Annotated in this window: 16 protein-coding genes; 6 read left to right on the forward strand and 10 right to left on the reverse strand. The window is 64.7% G+C overall.

What is annotated here, in order from left to right; all coding sequences use genetic code 11:
* Positions 1-231: 231 nt before the first annotated feature.
* A complete protein-coding gene (gene lepB / locus AC24YW_RS15170; RefSeq protein WP_487483498.1) occupies positions 232-978 on the forward strand; it encodes a signal peptidase I in 747 nt (248 codons plus the stop codon).
* Positions 979-1,096: 118 nt separating this feature from the next.
* Here the strand turns inward: lepB and groL are convergent, their stop codons facing one another.
* Together groL and AC24YW_RS15180 are read right to left on the reverse strand one after the other, a co-directional pair.
* Positions 1,097-2,737 carry a chaperonin GroEL gene (groL, locus tag AC24YW_RS15175; protein WP_057029537.1) on the reverse strand — a complete coding sequence of 547 codons (1,641 nt, stop codon included), beginning with the start codon at positions 2,735-2,737 and terminating at the stop codon, positions 1,097-1,099.
* Between the two features lie 46 nt (positions 2,738-2,783).
* Positions 2,784-3,098 carry a co-chaperone GroES gene (locus tag AC24YW_RS15180; RefSeq protein WP_025037205.1) on the reverse strand — a complete coding sequence of 105 codons (315 nt, stop codon included), beginning with the start codon at positions 3,096-3,098 and terminating at the stop codon, positions 2,784-2,786.
* 378 nt (positions 3,099-3,476) lie between these two features.
* On the opposite strand from AC24YW_RS15180, the gene AC24YW_RS15185 reads away from it, so the two are divergent.
* Entirely contained in the window at positions 3,477-3,764 is a 288-nt protein-coding gene (locus AC24YW_RS15185) for an usg protein (protein WP_036046235.1), read from the forward strand.
* Between the two features lie 115 nt (positions 3,765-3,879).
* Here the strand turns inward: AC24YW_RS15185 and AC24YW_RS15190 are convergent, their stop codons facing one another.
* Positions 3,880-6,015 (reverse strand): O-linked N-acetylglucosamine transferase, SPINDLY family protein, encoded by a 2,136-nt coding sequence (locus tag AC24YW_RS15190; protein ID WP_487483499.1) that lies wholly within the window; start codon positions 6,013-6,015, stop codon positions 3,880-3,882.
* 416 nt (positions 6,016-6,431) lie between these two features.
* Here AC24YW_RS15190 and AC24YW_RS15195 point away from each other — a divergent pair, with 416 nt between their 5' ends.
* Positions 6,432-6,959: a cupin domain-containing protein gene (locus AC24YW_RS15195; protein ID WP_487483500.1), complete on the forward strand. Its 528-nt coding sequence runs from the start codon at positions 6,432-6,434 to the stop codon at positions 6,957-6,959.
* Between the two features lie 21 nt (positions 6,960-6,980).
* The gene (locus tag AC24YW_RS15200) at positions 6,981-8,315 is read left to right on the forward strand and encodes a rhomboid family intramembrane serine protease (protein ID WP_487483501.1); all 1,335 of its coding nucleotides are present in this window, start codon (positions 6,981-6,983) and stop codon (positions 8,313-8,315) included.
* A gap of 162 nt (positions 8,316-8,477) precedes the next feature.
* Here AC24YW_RS15200 and AC24YW_RS15205 read toward each other — a convergent pair whose 3' ends face one another.
* Positions 8,478-9,728, reverse strand: a complete 1,251-nt coding sequence (locus tag AC24YW_RS15205) for a NupC/NupG family nucleoside CNT transporter (RefSeq protein WP_487483502.1) — start codon at positions 9,726-9,728, stop codon at positions 8,478-8,480.
* A 157-nt stretch (positions 9,729-9,885) separates the two neighbouring features.
* Here AC24YW_RS15205 and AC24YW_RS15210 point away from each other — a divergent pair, with 157 nt between their 5' ends.
* On the forward strand, positions 9,886-11,124 hold the full coding sequence (locus tag AC24YW_RS15210) for an MFS transporter (protein ID WP_487483503.1): 1,239 nt from the start codon (positions 9,886-9,888) through the stop codon (positions 11,122-11,124).
* 240 nt (positions 11,125-11,364) lie between these two features.
* Here the strand turns inward: AC24YW_RS15210 and AC24YW_RS15215 are convergent, their stop codons facing one another.
* From AC24YW_RS15215 to AC24YW_RS15240, 6 genes are all read right to left on the reverse strand, one after another.
* Positions 11,365-12,123 carry an SDR family oxidoreductase gene (locus tag AC24YW_RS15215; protein WP_172783042.1) on the reverse strand — a complete coding sequence of 253 codons (759 nt, stop codon included), beginning with the start codon at positions 12,121-12,123 and terminating at the stop codon, positions 11,365-11,367.
* Between the two features lie 26 nt (positions 12,124-12,149).
* The gene (locus AC24YW_RS15220) at positions 12,150-12,908 is read right to left on the reverse strand and encodes a proteasome-type protease (RefSeq protein ID WP_487483504.1); all 759 of its coding nucleotides are present in this window, start codon (positions 12,906-12,908) and stop codon (positions 12,150-12,152) included.
* A 134-nt stretch (positions 12,909-13,042) separates the two neighbouring features.
* Positions 13,043-13,450, reverse strand: coding sequence for a carboxymuconolactone decarboxylase family protein (locus AC24YW_RS15225; RefSeq protein ID WP_487483505.1), 408 nt, complete (start codon positions 13,448-13,450; stop codon positions 13,043-13,045).
* A gap of 67 nt (positions 13,451-13,517) precedes the next feature.
* Positions 13,518-14,366: a transglutaminase family protein gene (locus AC24YW_RS15230; RefSeq protein WP_487483506.1), complete on the reverse strand. Its 849-nt coding sequence runs from the start codon at positions 14,364-14,366 to the stop codon at positions 13,518-13,520.
* Positions 14,367-14,489: 123 nt separating this feature from the next.
* Entirely contained in the window at positions 14,490-15,434 is a 945-nt protein-coding gene (locus tag AC24YW_RS15235; RefSeq protein ID WP_036015356.1) for an alpha-E domain-containing protein, read from the reverse strand.
* 4 nt (positions 15,435-15,438) lie between these two features.
* Positions 15,439-16,857: a circularly permuted type 2 ATP-grasp protein gene (locus AC24YW_RS15240; protein ID WP_487483507.1), complete on the reverse strand. Its 1,419-nt coding sequence runs from the start codon at positions 16,855-16,857 to the stop codon at positions 15,439-15,441.
* A 278-nt stretch (positions 16,858-17,135) separates the two neighbouring features.
* Between AC24YW_RS15240 and AC24YW_RS15245 the strand changes: the two genes are divergently transcribed.
* Positions 17,136-17,873: a competence/damage-inducible protein A gene (locus AC24YW_RS15245; RefSeq protein WP_487483508.1), complete on the forward strand. Its 738-nt coding sequence runs from the start codon at positions 17,136-17,138 to the stop codon at positions 17,871-17,873.
* Positions 17,874-17,876 lie beyond the last annotated feature (3 nt).

The following is a 17,876-nucleotide window of genomic DNA, read 5'->3' on the forward strand; positions in this document are numbered from 1 at the left end:
GTCAGTGCGTCGCTCTGCGCGATGATCGCGAAGCGGTCCGACGATTCGGCCAGGGCGGCCTCGTGGATAATTCTCGCCGGCCGCCCATGGGCGGCCCTTCACATCGACGTTGCTGCCGTCTGCGATGAACGCGGTCGGCGCGAAGCGCGACCAATTTGAGCTCGCCGGGGATTGAGCGCGCTCGCAGGTTGCGTCATCTTGGGGCCGCAACGTCTTGATCAGGGAAGGCACATGACCGTTCTTCAGGAATCGATCCGCCCCGCGGCACGATCCAGCGACTGGAAGGCGATCGTCGTCCTGATCCTCATGATCCCGGTGCTGTGGTCGCCGGTGATCCTGTTTCGCTTCGTTCTGTATCAGCCGTTCAACATTCCGTCCGGTTCGATGACCCCGGCGCTGATGGTCGGCGACTACGTCTTCGCCGCGAAATACACTTACGGGTATGGCCGCTATTCTTTCCCGTTCGCGTCGTCCTGGATCTCGGGGCGCATCCTCGCCGCCGATCCCGAATACGGCGATATCGTCGTGTTCCGGTCGCCGAAGGACGCTTCCACCGACTACGTCAAGCGCGTCGTCGGCCTGCCCGGAGACCGCATCCAGATGCGGCAGGGCCGGCTCATCCTCAACGACCGACCGGTGACCCGCGTCGCCCTGGAGGCGGCACCGGCCGGCGAGGCCTGCGGCGTGGACGGCGGTGCGGCCGTCAAGCGCTGGCGCGAGACGCTGCCGAGCGGCGCGTCCTATGTGACGTACGACTGCCTCGACAACGGCTATCTCGACAACACCAACGTTTTCACGGTGCCGCCGAACCACTTCTTCGTGCTCGGCGACAACCGCGACAATTCCACCGACAGCCGCATGCTGTCGACCTTCGGCTTCGTGCCGATGGACAATCTCATCGGCAAGGTGACGCGGATCTTCTGGTCCCTCGACGAAGACGGCGAGCCCCGCTTCGAGCGGCTCGGGAAGGTGGAGTGAGGTCCAGGCCCGTCATTCCGGGGCGCGCGAAGCGCGAGCCCCGGAATGACGTGCTCACTACAAACAAAAACCCCGGCATCGCTGCCGGGGTTTCGTCGTTCTTGAGAGGTCGTTGGACTTAGAAGTCCATGCCGCCCATGCCGCCGCCCGGAGGCATCGCGGGGCCGGCGCCGCCCTTCTTGGGCAGCTCGGCGACCATGGCTTCCGTGGTGATCAGGAGCGCGGCCACCGAGGCTGCGTTCTGGATCGCGGTACGGACCACCTTGGTCGGGTCGATGATGCCCTTCTTGACGAGGTCGGCATATTCGCCGGTCTGGGAGTCGAAGCCGTAATTGTAGGCCTTGTTCTCCAGGATCTTGCCGACGATCACCGAGCCGTCTTCACCGGCGTTGATCGCGATCTGGCGAGCGGGGGCCGACAGCGCCTTGCGCACGATCTCGACGCCGGTCTTCTGGTCGTCGTTCTTGGTGCGCAGGCCCTTGAGCTGCTCGGAGGCACGGAGCAGGGCGACGCCGCCGCCCGGAACGATGCCTTCTTCCACGGCCGCGCGGGTCGCATGCATCGCGTCATCAACGCGATCCTTGCGCTCCTTCACCTCGACCTCGGTCGCGCCGCCGACGCGGATCACCGCGACGCCGCCCGCGAGCTTGGCGAGACGCTCCTGGAGCTTCTCACGGTCGTAGTCCGAGGTGGTCTCCTCGATCTGCGCCTTGATCTGGGCCACGCGCGCTTCGATGTCGGCCTTCTTGCCGGCGCCGTTGACGATCGTGGTGTTCTCCTTGTCGATCATCACCTTCTTGGCGCGACCGAGCATGTTGAGCGTGACGTTCTCGAGCTTGATGCCGAGGTCTTCCGAGATCGCCTGGCCGCCGGTCAGGATCGCGATGTCCTGCAGCATGGCCTTGCGGCGATCGCCGAAGCCCGGAGCCTTGACGGCCGCGACCTTCAGGCCGCCGCGCAGGCGGTTCACGACGAGGGTCGCGAGCGCTTCGCCTTCGACGTCCTCGGCGACGATGACCAGCGGCTTGCCGGTCTGCACCACGGCCTCGAGCAGCGGCAGCAGCTCGTTCAGCGAGGAGAGCTTCTTCTCGTTGATGAGGATGTAGGCGTCGTCCATCTCGACGCGCATCTTGTCGGCGTTGGTGACGAAGTAGGGCGAGATGTAGCCGCGGTCGAACTGCATGCCCTCGACCACGTCGAGCTCGGTCTCGAGCGATTTGGCTTCCTCGACGGTGATGACGCCCTCGTTGCCGACTTTCTTCATGGCGTCGGCGAGGAACTTGCCGATCTCGGCATCGCCGTTGGCCGAGATGGTGCCGACCTGGGCGATCTCGTCGTTGGAGGTGACCTTCTTCGAGTTCTTCTCGAGGTCGGCCACGACGGCTTCGACCGCGAGGTCGATGCCGCGCTTGAGGTCCATCGGGTTCATGCCGGCGGCGACCGACTTGGCGCCTTCCTTCACGATCGCCTGGGCGAGCACGGTGGCGGTGGTGGTGCCGTCGCCGGCCGCGTCAGCGGACTTGGAGGCGACTTCGCGCACCATCTGCGCGCCCATGTTCTCGAACTTGTCGTCGAGCTCAATCTCCTTGGCGACGGTGACGCCGTCCTTGGTGATGCGGGGAGCGCCGAACGACTTGTCGAGCACGACGTTGCGGCCCTTCGGACCGAGCGTGACCTTCACCGCGTTGGCGAGAACATCGACGCCGCGCAGCATCTTGTCGCGCGCTTCAACCGAGAATTTGACTTCTTTGGCTGCCATCTGGATTTTTCCTTAAGGGTTTTGACTGGAGGGAGGAGAGGGGCTCTTAAGCCGCCTTCTTCTTGGACTCGCTGACTTCGAGAACGCCCATCACGTCGCTCTCCTTCATGATCAGCAGGTCCTGGCCGTCGATCTTGACCTCGGTGCCGGACCACTTGCCGAACAGCACGCGGTCGCCGACCTTCAGGTCGATCGGGATCAGCTTGCCAGCTTCGTCGCGGCCACCGGGGCCAACGGCGACGACTTCGCCCTGGGAGGGCTTTTCCTTGGCAGTGTCGGGAATGATGATGCCGCCAGCGGTCTTCTCTTCGGCGTCGATGCGCTTGACCACGACGCGGTCGTGAAGCGGACGGAATTTCATGCAGTCCTCCTAAGCAATTGCTCGGGTTGAGGTTTTGAGATTGTTAGCAATCGTTGCCCGTGAGTGCTAGCACGAGCGAGCCTGAAATAGGACAGGAATTTTGCGGGGGCAAGGGTTTGTAGCAGAAAAATTAGCAGCCGAAAGCGCGGACTGCCAGAAACTCCCCGCCATCGTTAACCGGGCAGCCGTGACCGTATTAGCACGGAGCCGTCTCTGCTGCTAAAGCATTGAATTTCAACAGCTTGTTAAACTTTTGAGCTTGAGATGGGTTGTCAGTTTGCGTCACATTTCTCGTCATGTGAGCGCATCGTTTCCGGGTGGCTCCCCGGGGCACGGACAGGCCACCACGCGAATGCGCTCCTGCAAAGGAGGTTTGGCATGGGACTGCGCGTTGGGGGCGTTTCCGAGGAATTCCGGAAACAGATGCTGGGCTACGGGCTGACGACGGCACAAATTCTCTATCGGATGCCGGATCATCCCTCGCTGCTCCAGACCTATGTCTGGCAGAACTACGACATGTTTCCGAAATTTCCGGCCCTGAAGGATTTCCTGGCGTTCTGGCAGGAGAAGCTCGACGGCCCTCTCCATTCGGTCACGGTGGCGCATTCCAAGCTGATCAAGCCGGCCGAGCTGCGCGCCGTCGACGGCGTGTTCCGCCTGCATTGAACGGAGCACCGGTCTCGTAGGGTGGGCAAAGGCGCGTTCTTCGCGCGCCGTGCCCACCGTCTGTTTCCGATTGAGAGAAGTCGTGGGCACGCTGCGCTTTGCCCACCCTACGATATCACGCACCGACAGCGTCGCGGCAATAACGCGTCCACATCGCGCGATAGGCCGCGTCCACCGCTTGCGCATATGAGACGGGGTTGCCCGCAGCCGCGGCGTTGATCGTTGCGGGCAGTTCGCGGCGCAATTTGTCGAGCTCGCCGATCTCGGCCGCGCGGCTGGCCGCGATCTCGACATAGGCCTCCTCGCTGTCGGCGACCCAGTCCGGCAGGCCAAGTGCCGTGAGGATGGCGCCGGCGGCGCGGCCGGGCAGGCTGTTGCCGAGCTTCGCCACCACGGGCACCCCCATCTGCAGGGCTTCCCAGGTGCTGACGCCGCCGTTCTGCGGGAACGGGTCGAGGGCAATATCGATGCGATTGAACGATGCCAGATGCTCGACCCGCAAGGTGGACCCGAGCAGATCGACGCGTTCGGCCGGCAATCGGCACGCCGCAAACCGCGCCAGCAGCTTGTCCCGGACCAGTGGATCGTGGAGAGCCACGTCCTTGATCAGCAGGCGCGAGCCCGGCACCCGCTCGAGAATCCTGGACCAGACGGCCGCCGCCTCGTCCGAGATCTTGCTGATGCGGTTGAAGACACCGAAGGTGACGAAGCCGTTCGAGAGAGCCGGCGTTGCGGCTTGCGCAATCCCTGATGGCAGCGGCGCCAGCGTCACGAAGCACGGCAGGTCGACCACGGTCTCTGCAAACAGATGCCGAACGTCGTGTGGAATCCCGACCGGATCCGAGAACAGATAGTCGATCGTCGGCAGCCCGGTGCCGGTGCCGTGACCCCAGCCGTGCGCCTGGATCGGTGCCGGCTTGCGCGCAAATACGCCGAGGCGGTGTCCTCTTGTGTGGCCTGACAGATCGATCAGGATATCGATGCCATCGGCGCGGATTTCGGCAGCGAGGCGATCGTCGCTCCATTGCGAGGCGTCGCGCCAGCGATCGGTGATGCCTTGAAACTCGCGTGTCGTCGCGTCCACTTTCGACGAGCACGAATAGCACACGATCTCGAACCGGGCCCGATCATGGTGTTGCAGCACGGGCTTGAAGATGAACGCGGCCGAATGCGCGTTGAAGTCCGACGAGACGTAGCCGAGCACCAGGCGACGATCCGGATCGCGGCTGTTGTCGTGCGGCGCCGCCGCTTCTGAAGCGATCTTCGCGCCGATCCGCTCCCACCATAGGCGTCGCGCCTCTTGATGCTGCCCGACGCTGGCGTCCGGCAGGAAATCGAGCGTGAAGATCTTGCTGGAGATCGCGCTCTCGAGATCGGGCCTGATGTCGAGGGCTCTGTCGAAACTGGCGAGGGCTTCGTCGATCCGGCCGAGTCCGGCAAGACAAAGACCCAGCACCAGATGAGCTTGATCGGAATCGGGCGCGATCGCCAGCGCCTTCTCGCAATCGGATAGTGACTGGGCCACCTGCCGGGTCTGGAGCAGGATATTGGCGCGGCAGAGCCGTCCGTTCACGTCGCCAGGGGCGAGGGCGATGGCTCGGTTGCAATCCGCCATGGCCTCGTCGAATCGCTGCAGCTCCCGCAAGGCGACGGCGCGGTTCGCCAGCGCAGCCGCATAGTCGGCCTTGATCGCGAGCGCGCGGTTCAGGCTTGCGAGAGCCTCGTCGTAGTTGCGCAGACGGCAGAGCGCGGAGCCGCGGCCGTTGTGGGCTTCGGCAAGGTTTGCGTCGATGGCGAGCGCCCGATCGTAGCTTTCGAGCGCTTCCTGGTAGCAATCAAGGGCCGCGCTGGCGTTCCCGAGGTTGGACAGGGCGAGGGCGTAGTTGGGCCGCAAGGCGAGCGCCTTGCGATAGCTCTCGCGGGCATCAGTGTGACGTTTCAGCCCGTTCAGCGCGACGCCGAGGCTCACATGGGCTTTGGCCGATCGCGGATCCACGGCAACCGCCCGGCTCAACAGGATTTCGGCCTGCTGATAGTTTCCGGCATCGGACTCCAAGGCGCCGAGCATATGCAGCGCGATGAATTGATTGGGCGCGATCTGCAGGAGCTGGCGATAGGCAGCCTCGGCCTCAAGCAGGCGTCCCTGCTTGTGCAATTCGAGCGCTTGCCCGAGCAACGGCAGCACGTCGGCCTTTTGCCGCTTCTGAAGCCGGGCATTTTGAAATGCACGCTGACCGACGTTACTGCCCATGAATCAATTCCCCGGATTTCCCGGCGAGACTAGTTCAGCGAGAGAACGAAGACGAGACGACCCCCGCTCGCCGCGCCAGCCTGGGACAAGCTACGATCGACGACGTTATCGCGTGAGGGCCTCAGCCTCATACCCTCCCCTGGAGGGGGAGGGTCGATCGCGCGAAGCGCGAGCGGGGTGGGGTGATCTCTCCACACGGGCAGTATGCGACGTGGAGAGACCGTCACCCCACCCCGTCTCACATTTCGGTGCGCTCAATGTGAGCCGACCCTCCCCCTCCAGGGGAGGGTGCGAGCGCGGATGCGGCGCTACTCGAACCCAACGAGCTCTGCAATTGCTGCCTCTCACGAGACTCGGTAAGTTGGCCTTCGGGCCACACCGGCGCGACGGCGCGGCTCACAACAGGGAGGCAGACAATGGCCAAGCAAAAGGCATCGAGGCTCGCATTGAAGACCGCGGTCAAGAAGCAGAGCGGCGCCAAGGCGGCGGCACGATCCTCGGCACGCAAGGCCGTGAAGGCGAAGGCGCGCACTGCCGCGCCGAAGAAGCCCGCACGTCCGAAACAGCGCATCGCCGTCAGCCATCACCGCGAGGAAGACTTCAAGGCCGACGGCCTGCGCGCCTACGCGAAGTATCGCGACCTTGGCATCGCCGAGGCGACCCATGGCCTCGCGCAGGCGCATGTGATCCGCCTGCAAGGCCCCTGCAACCCGGCCGAGGTCTCCAAGCTCCATTATCACGACGTCGAATTCCAGATGGTCTACGTGCTCAAGGGCTGGGTGAAGACCTATATGGACGGGCAGGGCGAGACCTTGATGAAGCAAGGCAGCGCCTGGACCCAGCCGCCGAAGATCAGGCACATGATCCTGGACTATTCGGACGATGTGGAGCTGCTGGAGGTGATCCTCCCCGCCGAGTTCAAGACGGTGGAGCTGAAGGCGTAGGCGCGATTCTCGATCGCTAAAATGCGGTCGATCCGCGAAACCGGGCGGTCAGCAATCGGGATGATTCAGCCGCCCCGCCAGCACGGTGCTAACCAGTCGAAAATACCTCTCGCGTCAACTCCAGGCTGTGACAACGCGGGAGATGCTTTCATGGCGACCAACACTTTTGGCCGACGCGGCACCGTAGCGCCAGCTCCAAGAGCATCGTTTCAACCTGCCGCCGCGCCGGTCGCCATAGAGGAGCCCTCCTCCAGCGAGGAGACGCTCTTTGCCGACAACAAGCTTCTGGCCGACATCCCCTTCCTGACCATCGGCCTGATCTTCGGTCTGCTCCTGATCTTCGTCTTGCAACGCAGCCTGGCCATCGACATTGCGCGGGACGGCGACCTCGATGTGCGCTCGCTGATCGCTCAAGGCGCGTCCGGCTACGATCTCGTGGTCGGACGGGGGGAGTGGTGGCGGATCGGTCTTGCGCCGCTTCTCCATGGCAGCGGATGGCACCTCCTGAGCAACTGCGTCGCGCTGTTCATCGTCGGCGTCAGGCTGGAGTCGCTGATCGGCCGCGGCTGGTTCGCGCTGATCTTCGTTGCCAGTGCATTAGCCGGAGAGGCCGGCTCGCTGCTGGGCAACGGCCCCGGCACGGTCGGCGTCGGTGCGTCCGGCGCCATCACCGGGCTGATCGCTGCGCTGTTCGTCGCGAGCTTCGATCCCGAAGCGGACGCCGATCAGACCATATCGAGGCTGAAGACGTCGCTGTTCTTCGGTGTTCCCGCACTGCTGCCAATGGCCTTTGGCGCGTCCGGCAACGTCAACTATTACGCCCATGCAGGCGGTGCGGTGGCCGGCGCCGCGCTCGCGGTCACGCCGTGGCTCGCCTTCTGGTCCTATGACAGCCTGCCGCGGAGCGCGAGCATGACGTTGCTCGCGGGATTCGCCGGATCGCTGGTTTGTGCCGGGTTCGCCGCCGCGCATTACTCGGCCTACATGGCCGATGCCGCGCACTATATCCGTGCGTCGGAAGTGCCGGCGAAGGCTGAGGAGATGGTCAGCCGGTCGCTCGATCTCGTCACCCGCTACCCCAAGGACGCGCGGGCTCACGTCTACCGTGCCGTCTTCTTCCTCGAGAAAGCGAATTTCAGGGCCGCCGAGACGGAAGCGCGAACCGCCATGTCGCTCGCCGCTTCGGACGTGGCGGGAGGGCCGGTGCGCTCCGGGGCGCAGGGCTTGATGGCGGTGTTGCTGTGGGTGCAGGGGCGAACCAGCGAGGCGAAGGCCATGGCGGCCGAGCCGTGCCGTGCCAAGATACCCGAGGTGCGTCGCATCCTGCAGAAGTCGAAATTGTGCGGTGGGACATAAGCTCTCACTGCCGTGACTCTCACCGCCGTCATTGCGAGGAGCTCTTGCGACGAAGCAATCCAGACTGTTGCCGCGGACACATTTCTGGATTGCTTCGCGGAGCCTGTCATCGGGCCGCGCTTCGCGCGGACCCGGTGGCTCGCAATGACGGTGCGGAGAGACCTACGCCAACACCCCCACCACCGCCCCCATCAGACACGTCGTCAGCGTCCCCGACACGATCGACTTCAGCCCCAGCGCGTTGATCTCCTCGCGCCGCTCGGGTGCCATCACTCCCAAGCCGCCGATCATGATGCCGAGGCTGGCGAAATTGGCAAAGCCGCACATCGCATAGAGCATGATCAGGCGCGAGCGCGGCTCGAGCGTATCGGGCGGTAGCTTCGAGAAGTCGACATAGGCGATCAATTCGTTCAGCACGGTCTTGGTGCCCATCAGGCTGCCGGCGGTGATCGCCTGATCCCACGGCAGCCCCATCAGCCAGCACACCGGCGCCATGAGGAGGCCGAGCAGCCGCTGCAGCGAGATCGCGGCCCCGCCGACGTGCGGGAGCAGGCCGAGGATTGCGTTGACCAGATAGACCAGCGCCACCAGCACCAGCAGCATCGCGACGATATTGATCAAGAGCTCGATGCCCGCGCTGGTGCCTTTCACGATCGCGTCCATCGTGCTGGCGATCTCCATGTCGGGATCTTCCAGCGCGCCGCCGGTGCGCTTGTCGGAGGTTTCAGGGACCATGATCAGGCTGATCAGGATCGCCGCCGGCGCGCCGAGCACGGAGGCGATGACGAAATGCGCGGCGGCGTCGGGAATGAGCGGCGCCAGCAGCGTCGCATAGAGCACCAGCACGGTGCCGGCGATGCCGGCCATGCCGCCGGTCATGACCAGGAACAACTCGCTGCGCGTCATCTGTGCCAGATACGGCCGCACGAACAGCGGCGCCTCGACCATGCCGAGGAAGATGTTGGCGGCGGTCGAGAGCCCCACCGCGCCGCCGACGCCGAGCGTGCGCTCCAAGAGCCAGGCCATGCCGCGGACGACCGGCGGCAGCACGCGCCAATAGAACAACAGCGTCGTGAGCACGCTCATGACCAGCACGATCGGCAGTGCCTGAAACGCCAGGATGAAGTCAGCGCCTGGCGCCTTCAGGTCGAAGGGCAGGGGTCCGCCGCCGATATAGCCGAACACGAAGGCGGAGCCGGCCCGCGAGGCCGCCGAGATCGCGCCGACCGCGTCGTTGATGGCGCCGAAGGCATGAGCGACGACCGGCAGCTTCAACAGCACCAGGGCGGTGACGAAGGTCGCGGCGAGGCCGATCGACGCCTGGCGCAGCGACACGGCGCGCCGATTCTCCGCCAGCGCGAAGGCGATCAGCAGCAATGCGAAAATGCCGAGTGCAGATTGCAGGCGCAGCATGATGTCCCAAGCCCCTCGATGATTATGGCCGCTCGCGCGCTGCAAAGGCAATGCCGGGAGCGGCTGAAATGCCCCGGTGTTGACAAGCGGGGCCACCTCGGCCACGCGGGAGCTTCTTCGACAGGGAAAGAGCGGTCCGAGGGTGACCCAACAGGTGATGCCAGAGCAGCCAATATCCGGACATCGGCCGGTCAGCGCCGGCGCGCTTCTCGCCCACCGCGCCTTCCTGTTCTTCGTGCTCTCGCGCAGCCTGTCGCGCTTTTCCAGCCAGATCGCGGCGGTCGCGATCGGCTGGCAGATCTACGATCTCACCGGCTCGGCCTTCGACCTCGGCATGGTCGGCCTCGTCCAGTTCCTGCCTACCGCGCTTCTGGTGTTCGTCGCCGGCCACGCCGCCGATCGCTACGAGCGCAAGCGCGTCGTCCAGCTCTGCCAGCTCGTGGAGGCCGCGACCGCGCTCTATCTCGCGACCATCACCTATCTCGGTGCGGTCAGCGAGGTGCAGCTCTTCATCGCGACCTTCCTGCTCGGCATCGCCGGCGCGTTCGAGAGCCCGACCACGGCGGCGCTGCTGCCGCTGATCGCGCCGCAGGGCTCGCTCCAGCGCGCCACCGCCGTCTCCAGTGGGGCGGCGCAGGTCGCGACCATCACGGGACCTGCGCTCGGCGGCCTTGCCTATGCGGTCGCGCCGTACCTTGCCTATGCCGTAATGGTCCTGTTCTGGGTTTTGGGGATGATCTTGACCGGCTTCATCCGCCCGCGCCCGCAGGCGATCGCAAAGCAGGGGATGGATTCGGACAACATCTTCGCCGGCGTCCGCTTCATCCGCAGCAATCCGGCAATCCTCGGTACCATCTCGCTCGATTTGTTCGCCGTGCTGTTCGGCGGCGTCACGGCGCTGCTGCCGATCTATGCCCGCGACATCCTCCAGACCGGCCCGGTCGGGCTCGGGGTGCTGCGCGCCGCGCCCGCCGTCGGCGCCTTGCTGATGACCATGGTGCTGGCGCGACACGCCATCTCCCGGCATATGGGCCTGCGCATGTTCCAGGCCGTGATCGTGTTCGGCCTCGCCACCATCGTGTTCGCGCTGTCGTCCTGGATGTGGCTGTCGGTGCTGTCGCTCGCCGTTTTGGGTGCCGCCGACACGATCAGCGTCGTGATCCGCTTCTCGCTGGTGCAGCTCTCCACGCCCGACGAGATGCGCGGCCGGGTCGGCGCAGTGAATTTCCTGTTCATCAACGCCTCGAACCAGCTCGGCCAGTTCGAGAGCGGGGTGGCAGCCGCGCTGCTCGGCACCGTGCCCGCCGCCGTGCTCGGCGGCGTCGCCACCGTCGCAGTGGCGCTGTTCTGGATGAAGCTGTTCCCGAGCCTGCGAAAGGTGGAGAGTTTGGAGTAGGCCTCCGCTCTCTCCACGTCATTGCGAGGAGCTCGCGACAAAAATTGCGAAGCAATTTTGCGCTGATGCGACGAAGCAATCCAGAATCTCGCCGCATTTGGCAGCCTGGATCGCTTCGCTGCGCTCGCAATGACGATTGTTGAGATGGCGTGGAGACTTAACTCGCGTCGCACCCGCGGCCCGGCAGCAGCAGGCGCCTCTTGACGCCTACTGTGCATGGGGTTGTTTTCGCGCTTTTGTTCAGCCCCGCCCCACGAACGGCATCTTGGTCGCCATCACCGTCATGGTCAGCACGTTGGCATCGAGCGGCAGGCTGGCCATGTAGGCCACGGCATCGCCGACCGCTTTCGCGTCCATGCGCGGCTCGTGCTTGGTGGTGCCGTCGGGCTGCAGCACGCCGGGACCGTTGACCATGCGGTCGGTCATCGGGGTCGCGGCATTGCCGATGTCGACCTGGCCGACGGCGATGTCGTACATGCGGCCGTCGAGATTGGAGGCCTTGGTGAGGCCGGTGATGGCGTGCTTGGTCGAGGTATAGGCCGCCGAGAACGGCCGCGGTGCGTGCGCCGAGATCGAGCCGTTGTTGATGATGCGGCCGCCGCGCGGGGTCTGGTCCTTCATGATGCGGAAGGCATGCTGGGTGCACAGGAACGGGCCGGTGAGGTTGGTGTTCACCACGGCCTGCCATTGCTCGAGGCTGAGGTCCTCGAAGTTCACCGCCGGCGCGCCCATGCCGGCATTGTTGAAGAGCACGTCGAGCCGGCCATAGGTCGCCTTCACCTTGTCGAACAGCGCCGCGATGGAGTCCGGCTTGGTCATGTCGGCGGTGACGCAGAGGCTTTTCCCGGCGGGACCGAGCTTTGCCGTCTCCTCGAGCATGTCGAGCCGGCGGCCGGCGAGCACCACGGTGAAGCCGGTGTTCATCAGCGCCAGCGACGCCGCGCGCCCGACGCCGGTGCCGGCGCCCGTCACCAATGCGATCTTTTTCGCGTCACTCATCGTTTCCTGCCTTTTCTCTTCTGCTGTCAGGTTTTGGGTTCTTTGTCGTTCTTGTAGGGCGGGCGCGGAATGTTCTGGTGAGCCGCGCGCAAGGCCGCCGACCAGCGTGAGCGAAGGTCGTGGAAATAGGGCTCGCCCGCCTCGATGCGATGGTTGAGATCGGCTTCGCAGGCATCGGTGCGCACCACCAGCACGTCGATCGGCAGGCCGACGCCGAGGTTCGAGCGCATGGTCGAGTCCATCGAGATCAGGCCGGTCTTCAGCGCCTCGTAGAGCTCGACGTCGTAATGCATGGCGCGGTCGAGCACCGGCTTGCCGTATTTGTGCTCGCCGATCTGCAGGTAGGGCGTGTCGGTGGTGCACTCGATGAAATTGCCGGCGGTGTAGACCATGAACAGGCGCATGCGCGAGCCCTTGATCTGGCCGCCGAACAGGAAGGAGACGTCGAAGGAGACGTCCTCGGACTTCAAGGCAGGCCCTTCGGTGGCATGCACCGCCCGGATCGCCCGGCCGATGCGCTGGGCGGCCTGGAACATGGTCGGCGCGTTCATCAGCGTCTCGATCTCGCCCGTGTTGGGATCCTCCAGGCCTTCGGTCAGGGTGGAGAGCACCGACTGGCTGATGGCGAGGTTGCCGGCACTGGCGATCGCCATGATGCGCTCGCCGGGCTTGGAGAAGATGTGCAGCTTGCGGAAGGTCGAGACGTTGTCGAGGCCGGCATTGGTGCGGGTATCGGCGATCATCACCAGACCGTCCCGAACCAGGATTCCGCAGCAATAGGTCATTTCCAGTCCCCGAACGCGTTTGCGCGGAATTACTAGCCAATTTCAGGGAGGCATGAAACCCCCGATTCCCGCGGGGGAAGGCTGTCATTCCGGGGCGCGCGAGCGCGAGGCCGGAATGACGCCAGCCTTGCCGCTCAGTCCGCCGCATCGACGAGAAACGCCTCGTCGACCGGCACGCCAAGCGCCGTCACCAGCCGGTTCGTCTCCGCGGCCATGCCGACGATGGCGAGCAGCTCGCCATATTCGGCCTCGGTCATGCCCCTGGCCCGCGCCGCGGCCGTGTGGGAGTGGATGCAATAGCTGCAGCCGTGTGCGATCGACACCGCGACGTAGAGCATTTCCTTGACCTTGGGATCGAGCGTGCCGGGAGCCATCACCTCCTTGATGCTCTCCCAGGTTCGCCGTAGCGTCTTCGGATCATGCGCCAGCGCGCGCCAGAAATTGTTGACGAAGTCCGATTTCCGCACCTTGCGGATGTCGTCGAAGACGGCGCGCGCTTCAGTCGAGAGTTCGTCATCCGAAAGCAGTTTCACAGTCGCCATGGCTACCTCGCGGGGGCTGATCTGACGCCGCACTTGTAGCACGCCGAATGTGCTCGGCCGGCGGCTCCTAGCTCTGCCGTTGGAACTGCGATTGCGACTGCCCGCCGCGGCCGGCCTGTTCGACCTTCACCGCCACCGTCAGCGTCTCCGTGCCGCCGCCGTAGCGCGTGCCGCGCACCGGGGCCGCGCCGAGATAGTCGAGCCCGATCGCGAGGCGGACATGGGCGTCGGTGGCGCAGATGCTGTTGGCGGGATCGAAGCCGACCCAGCCGAGATCGGGCACGTAGGCCTCCGCCCAGGCATGGCCGGCGTCCTGGTGCACGGTGTCGTCCGCCCGCAGGAAATGTCCGGAGACGAAGCGCGCCGGCACGCCGCCGGCGCGGGCGCAGGCGATGAAGATGTGCGCGTAATCCTGGCAGACCCCGCGCTTGAGCGTGAACGCCTCCGCCGCGGATGTGCCGCTGTTGGTCGGGTCCTCGTCGAACGTCATGTGATCGGCCACCTGCGACATCAGCGTGTGCAGGAAGCCCAGCGTGTCGCTCTCTGCCTCGCTGCGCAACTGGCGCGCGACCGCCGTCATCGCCGGATTGACCGAGGTGAGGTCGGTGACGCGCAGGAACATGCCGGGGGGAAAGCGCTCATCGCTGCCACGCAGCACGCCGCCGGTATCGTGAGTCTCGATCAACCCTTCGGCAATGATCCGGATGTCGCCGACAGGCCCGCAGGACAGCACGTGGGTGACGTTGCCGAACGCGTCTTCATGCATGTCGAGCTTGGTGTCGGTGGAGACGTCGATCTGCCATTCCGCGACGTACTGCCCGTCATGGCCGCCCGGCGTCATGCGCAGGATCTGGATCACGCTGGTGGCCGGCGGCTCGTAGCGATAGGTCGTGGTGTGCTGGATTCGCAGGCGCATGATGTTTTCATTCCGTCATTCCGGGGCGGTCCGCAGGACCGAACCCGGGGCGCAATTGCGCACCTGAGAATCTCGAGGTTCCAGGTCTGGTCCTTCGGACCATCCCGGAACGACAGCGATAGATCAGATCAAATACTGCTTCGTGATGATTTCGCCCAGCCTGGAATTGTCCGCGATGAATTCCTGAATGAATTCATGCACGCCATGCTGGAAAATATCGTTCATGTTGCTGTGTTCCAGCCGGTTGCGGATGCCGCGGGCGTGGCGCTGGGCCGGGCCCTGGCGGCCATAGGCGACGCCGATCTGGTCGAGGTTGCGCACGAGATTGCCGTAGCAGCTGGCGAGCGAGCGCGGCAGCGTGTCGTTGAGGATCAACAGGTCCGCGATCAGCCAGGGCTTCAGCGTCTCGCGATAGACCCAGTGATAGGCCGTCAGCGCCGAGACCGAGCGGAGGATCGAGCTCCACTGGTAGAAGTCGAGCGGGCCGCCGACATGCTCCTCCTCGGGCAGCAGCACATGGTACTTCACGTCGAGAATGCGCGCGGTGTTGTCGGCGCGCTCGAGGTGCACGCCCATGCGCGAGAACCAATAGGCGTCGTTGCGCAGCATGGTCCGATAGGCCGAGCCGTCGAAGCGCAGCGAGGTCTCCTGCACGAAGCGCAGGAATTTGGCGAGGTCCTCGCGCGTCGAGGTGCCCTTGCTCCACACCGCCTGAAGCTCGATCCAGGCCGAGTTGATGGTGTCCCACATCTCGCTGGTGAGCGCCGTTCGCACCGAGCGCGAGTTCAGCCGCGCCGCTTCGATGCAGTTTCGGATCGAGGACGGGTTGTTCTGGGAGAACGAGAGATATTCGACGACGTTGTGCTCGTTGGCTTCCTCATAGGCCTGATAGAAGCTTGCGGCGACGCCGGCGGTGAGCAGCGCCGAATCCCATTCATTGGTCTTGCCGATATAGGCGGCGGGAAGCGCGGTGACCCGCAGCGTCGCATCGATGGTGCGCGCGAGATATTCGGCCCGTTCGACGTAGCGGGCGAGCCAGTAGAGGTTTTCGGCGGTACGCGACAGCATCTCTCTACTCGTCCAGAATCCAGGTGTCCTTGGTGCCGCCGCCTTGGCTCGAATTCACCACCAGCGAGCCTTCCTTGAGCGCGACGCGGGTGAGCCCACCCGGCACGATGGTCGTGCTCTTGCTGCCCGTGAGCACGAAGGGGCGAAGATCGACGTGACGTGGGGCGAGACCGGATGCGGTGCAGGTCGGGCAGGTCGAAAGCGCCAGCGTCGGCTGGGCGATGAAACCTTCCGGCTCGCGCTTGAGCTTGTCGCGGAACGCTTCGATCGTCGCCTTGGTCGCGGCGGGACCGATCAGCATGCCGTAGCCGCCGGAGCCGTGCACTTCCTTGACGACGAGCTCGCTCAAATTGTCCAGCACATAAGCGAGGTCCTTCGGCTCGCGGCAGCGCCAGGTCGGCACGTTCTTCAGGATCGGCTCCTCGCCGAGATAGAATTTCACGATGTCGGGCATGTAGGAGTAGATCGCCTTGTCGTCGGCGATGCCGGTGCCGACGGCGTTGGCGAGCGTGATGTTGCCGGCCGCGTAGGCCGACATCAGTCCGGGCACGCCGAGCACGGAATCGGGACGGAAGGTGAGGGGATCGAGGAAATCGTCATCGACGCGGCGGTAGATCACGTCGACCCGCTTCAGCCCTTCCGTCGTCCGCATGAACACTTCGTTGTTCTTGACCACGAGGTCGCGGCCCTCGACCAGCTCGATGCCGAGCTTGTCGGCCAGGAACGAATGCTCGTAATAGGCGGAGTTGTAGACGCCGGGCGTGAGCAGGGCGACGGTCGGCTCGCCGGATGCACTCTGCGGCGCGACCGAGCGGAGCGCGGCGAGCAGCTCGTCCGGATAGCGCTCGACCGGCGCCACCTTGTGGCGGGCGAACAGATCCGGAAACAGCCGCATCATGATCTCGCGGTTTTCCAGCATATAGGACACGCCGGACGGCGTGCGGGCGTTGTCCTCGAGCACGATGAAGTCGTCGGCGTCGACCCGGACGATGTCGATGCCGGCGATGTGCACGTAGACGTCGTGCGGCACCTGCTGGCCGTTCATCTCGGGCCGAAACACCGGGTTCTGGAAGATGAGATCGTCGGGCACGATTTCGGCGCGGAGGATCTCCCGGCCGTGATAGATGTCGCGCAGGAACATGTTGAGCGCGCGCACGCGCTGCTTGAGGCCCTTCTCCAGGACCGTCCATTCCTTGCCGGACATGATCCGCGGAATCACGTCGAAGGGGATCAGTCGCTCGGTGGACTCGGCCTCGCCATAGACCGCGAAAGTGATGCCGATGCGGCGGAACAGCAGCTCGGCCTCCTGGCGGCGATATTCGAGCGCCTCGGGAGGCGTCTCCTTCAGCCAGCGCGCGAGCTCCTGATAGGCGGGGCGGAGGTCCCCGCCGGGAATGTTCATTTCGTCAAACGCGACTGCCATAGATCCCGACTTGTCTCCCCAGGCGTTGCGCCATGCGCCAGGTCGCGTCGGCCTTGATGAGACCGCAACGTCCTGTGGCCATGCGTCAACAGTGCATGACTTTCATGTGGTAGCAAGGGCCGGGCCAGCGCGATAAGCATGGAGAGGGGCCATTTGCCGCCGACGGCCGGCGGCGTGCCTGAAAAAATGGCTGAAGACTGCTTATTTCAGAAGCAAAACCGCGTGACTTCAACGCGTTACCTCGGCAAAGTCGGCGTCACAGGTGAGGGACTTAAGGCATGAGCGAGATCGTCACGGCGGGCATTCTGGTCATTGGAGACGAAATCCTGTCCGGCCGGACCAAGGACAAGAATATCGGCTTCATCGCCGAATACCTGACCAATATCGGCATCGATCTGAAGGAGGTCCGCGTCGTCTCCGACGACGAGCCCGACATCATCGCAGCACTGGATGCGCTGCGGCACCGCTACACCTACGTCTTCACCACCGGCGGCATCGGGCCGACCCATGATGACATCACCGCAGATGCCGTCGCCAAGGCGTTCGGCGTCGGCATCGACCATCACCCGGAGGTGGTTGCCCGCTTTCGCGAGCGCTGGAGCGAGCAGGACCTCAACGAGGCTCGGCTGCGCATGGCCCGCATCCCGGACGGTGCCGAGCTGATCCAGAGCGCGACCATCCTCGCTCCCGGCTTCAAGATCGGCAATGTCATCGTCATGGCCGGCGTGCCATCGATCATGCAGGCGATGATGGACATCGTCGCGCCCAAGCTGAAGTCGGGCGTGCGCATGCTGTCGGAGTCGGTTCGCGCCAATGCGCGCGAGGGCGACATCGGCGGCCCGCTGCGGGCGATCGCAGCCGCCCATCCCGACACCATCATCGGCAGCTATCCCTTCATGGACGAGGAGCAGAAGCCCAACACCAACCTGGTGGTGCGCTCGCGCGATCCCGAGAAGCTCGCGGCGGCAATGGCGGCGGTGAAGGAAATGCTGGCGGGACTGAACGTCAGCCGTTAGCAG

This window comes from Bradyrhizobium sp. USDA3516 (assembly GCF_057651995.1).

Bases quoted from the DNA above. Each gene is read 5' to 3' on its own strand.
- lepB (WP_487483498.1), top strand. From the start codon at position 232: ATGACCGTTCTTCAGGAATCGATCCGCCCCGCGGCACGATCCAGCGAC.
- groL (WP_057029537.1), bottom strand. From the start codon at position 2,737: ATGGCAGCCAAAGAAGTCAAATTCTCGGTTGAAGCGCGCGACAAGATG.
- AC24YW_RS15180 (WP_025037205.1), bottom strand. From the start codon at position 3,098: ATGAAATTCCGTCCGCTTCACGACCGCGTCGTGGTCAAGCGCATCGAC.
- AC24YW_RS15185 (WP_036046235.1), top strand. From the start codon at position 3,477: ATGGGACTGCGCGTTGGGGGCGTTTCCGAGGAATTCCGGAAACAGATG.
- AC24YW_RS15190 (WP_487483499.1), bottom strand. From the start codon at position 6,015: ATGGGCAGTAACGTCGGTCAGCGTGCATTTCAAAATGCCCGGCTTCAG.
- AC24YW_RS15195 (WP_487483500.1), top strand. From the start codon at position 6,432: ATGGCCAAGCAAAAGGCATCGAGGCTCGCATTGAAGACCGCGGTCAAG.
- AC24YW_RS15200 (WP_487483501.1), top strand. From the start codon at position 6,981: ATGCGGTCGATCCGCGAAACCGGGCGGTCAGCAATCGGGATGATTCAG.
- AC24YW_RS15205 (WP_487483502.1), bottom strand. From the start codon at position 9,728: ATGCTGCGCCTGCAATCTGCACTCGGCATTTTCGCATTGCTGCTGATC.
- AC24YW_RS15210 (WP_487483503.1), top strand. From the start codon at position 9,886: ATGCCAGAGCAGCCAATATCCGGACATCGGCCGGTCAGCGCCGGCGCG.
- AC24YW_RS15215 (WP_172783042.1), bottom strand. From the start codon at position 12,123: ATGAGTGACGCGAAAAAGATCGCATTGGTGACGGGCGCCGGCACCGGC.
- AC24YW_RS15220 (WP_487483504.1), bottom strand. From the start codon at position 12,908: ATGACCTATTGCTGCGGAATCCTGGTTCGGGACGGTCTGGTGATGATC.
- AC24YW_RS15225 (WP_487483505.1), bottom strand. From the start codon at position 13,450: ATGGCGACTGTGAAACTGCTTTCGGATGACGAACTCTCGACTGAAGCG.
- AC24YW_RS15230 (WP_487483506.1), bottom strand. From the start codon at position 14,366: ATGCGCCTGCGAATCCAGCACACCACGACCTATCGCTACGAGCCGCCG.
- AC24YW_RS15235 (WP_036015356.1), bottom strand. From the start codon at position 15,434: ATGCTGTCGCGTACCGCCGAAAACCTCTACTGGCTCGCCCGCTACGTC.
- AC24YW_RS15240 (WP_487483507.1), bottom strand. From the start codon at position 16,857: ATGGCAGTCGCGTTTGACGAAATGAACATTCCCGGCGGGGACCTCCGC.
- AC24YW_RS15245 (WP_487483508.1), top strand. From the start codon at position 17,136: ATGAGCGAGATCGTCACGGCGGGCATTCTGGTCATTGGAGACGAAATC.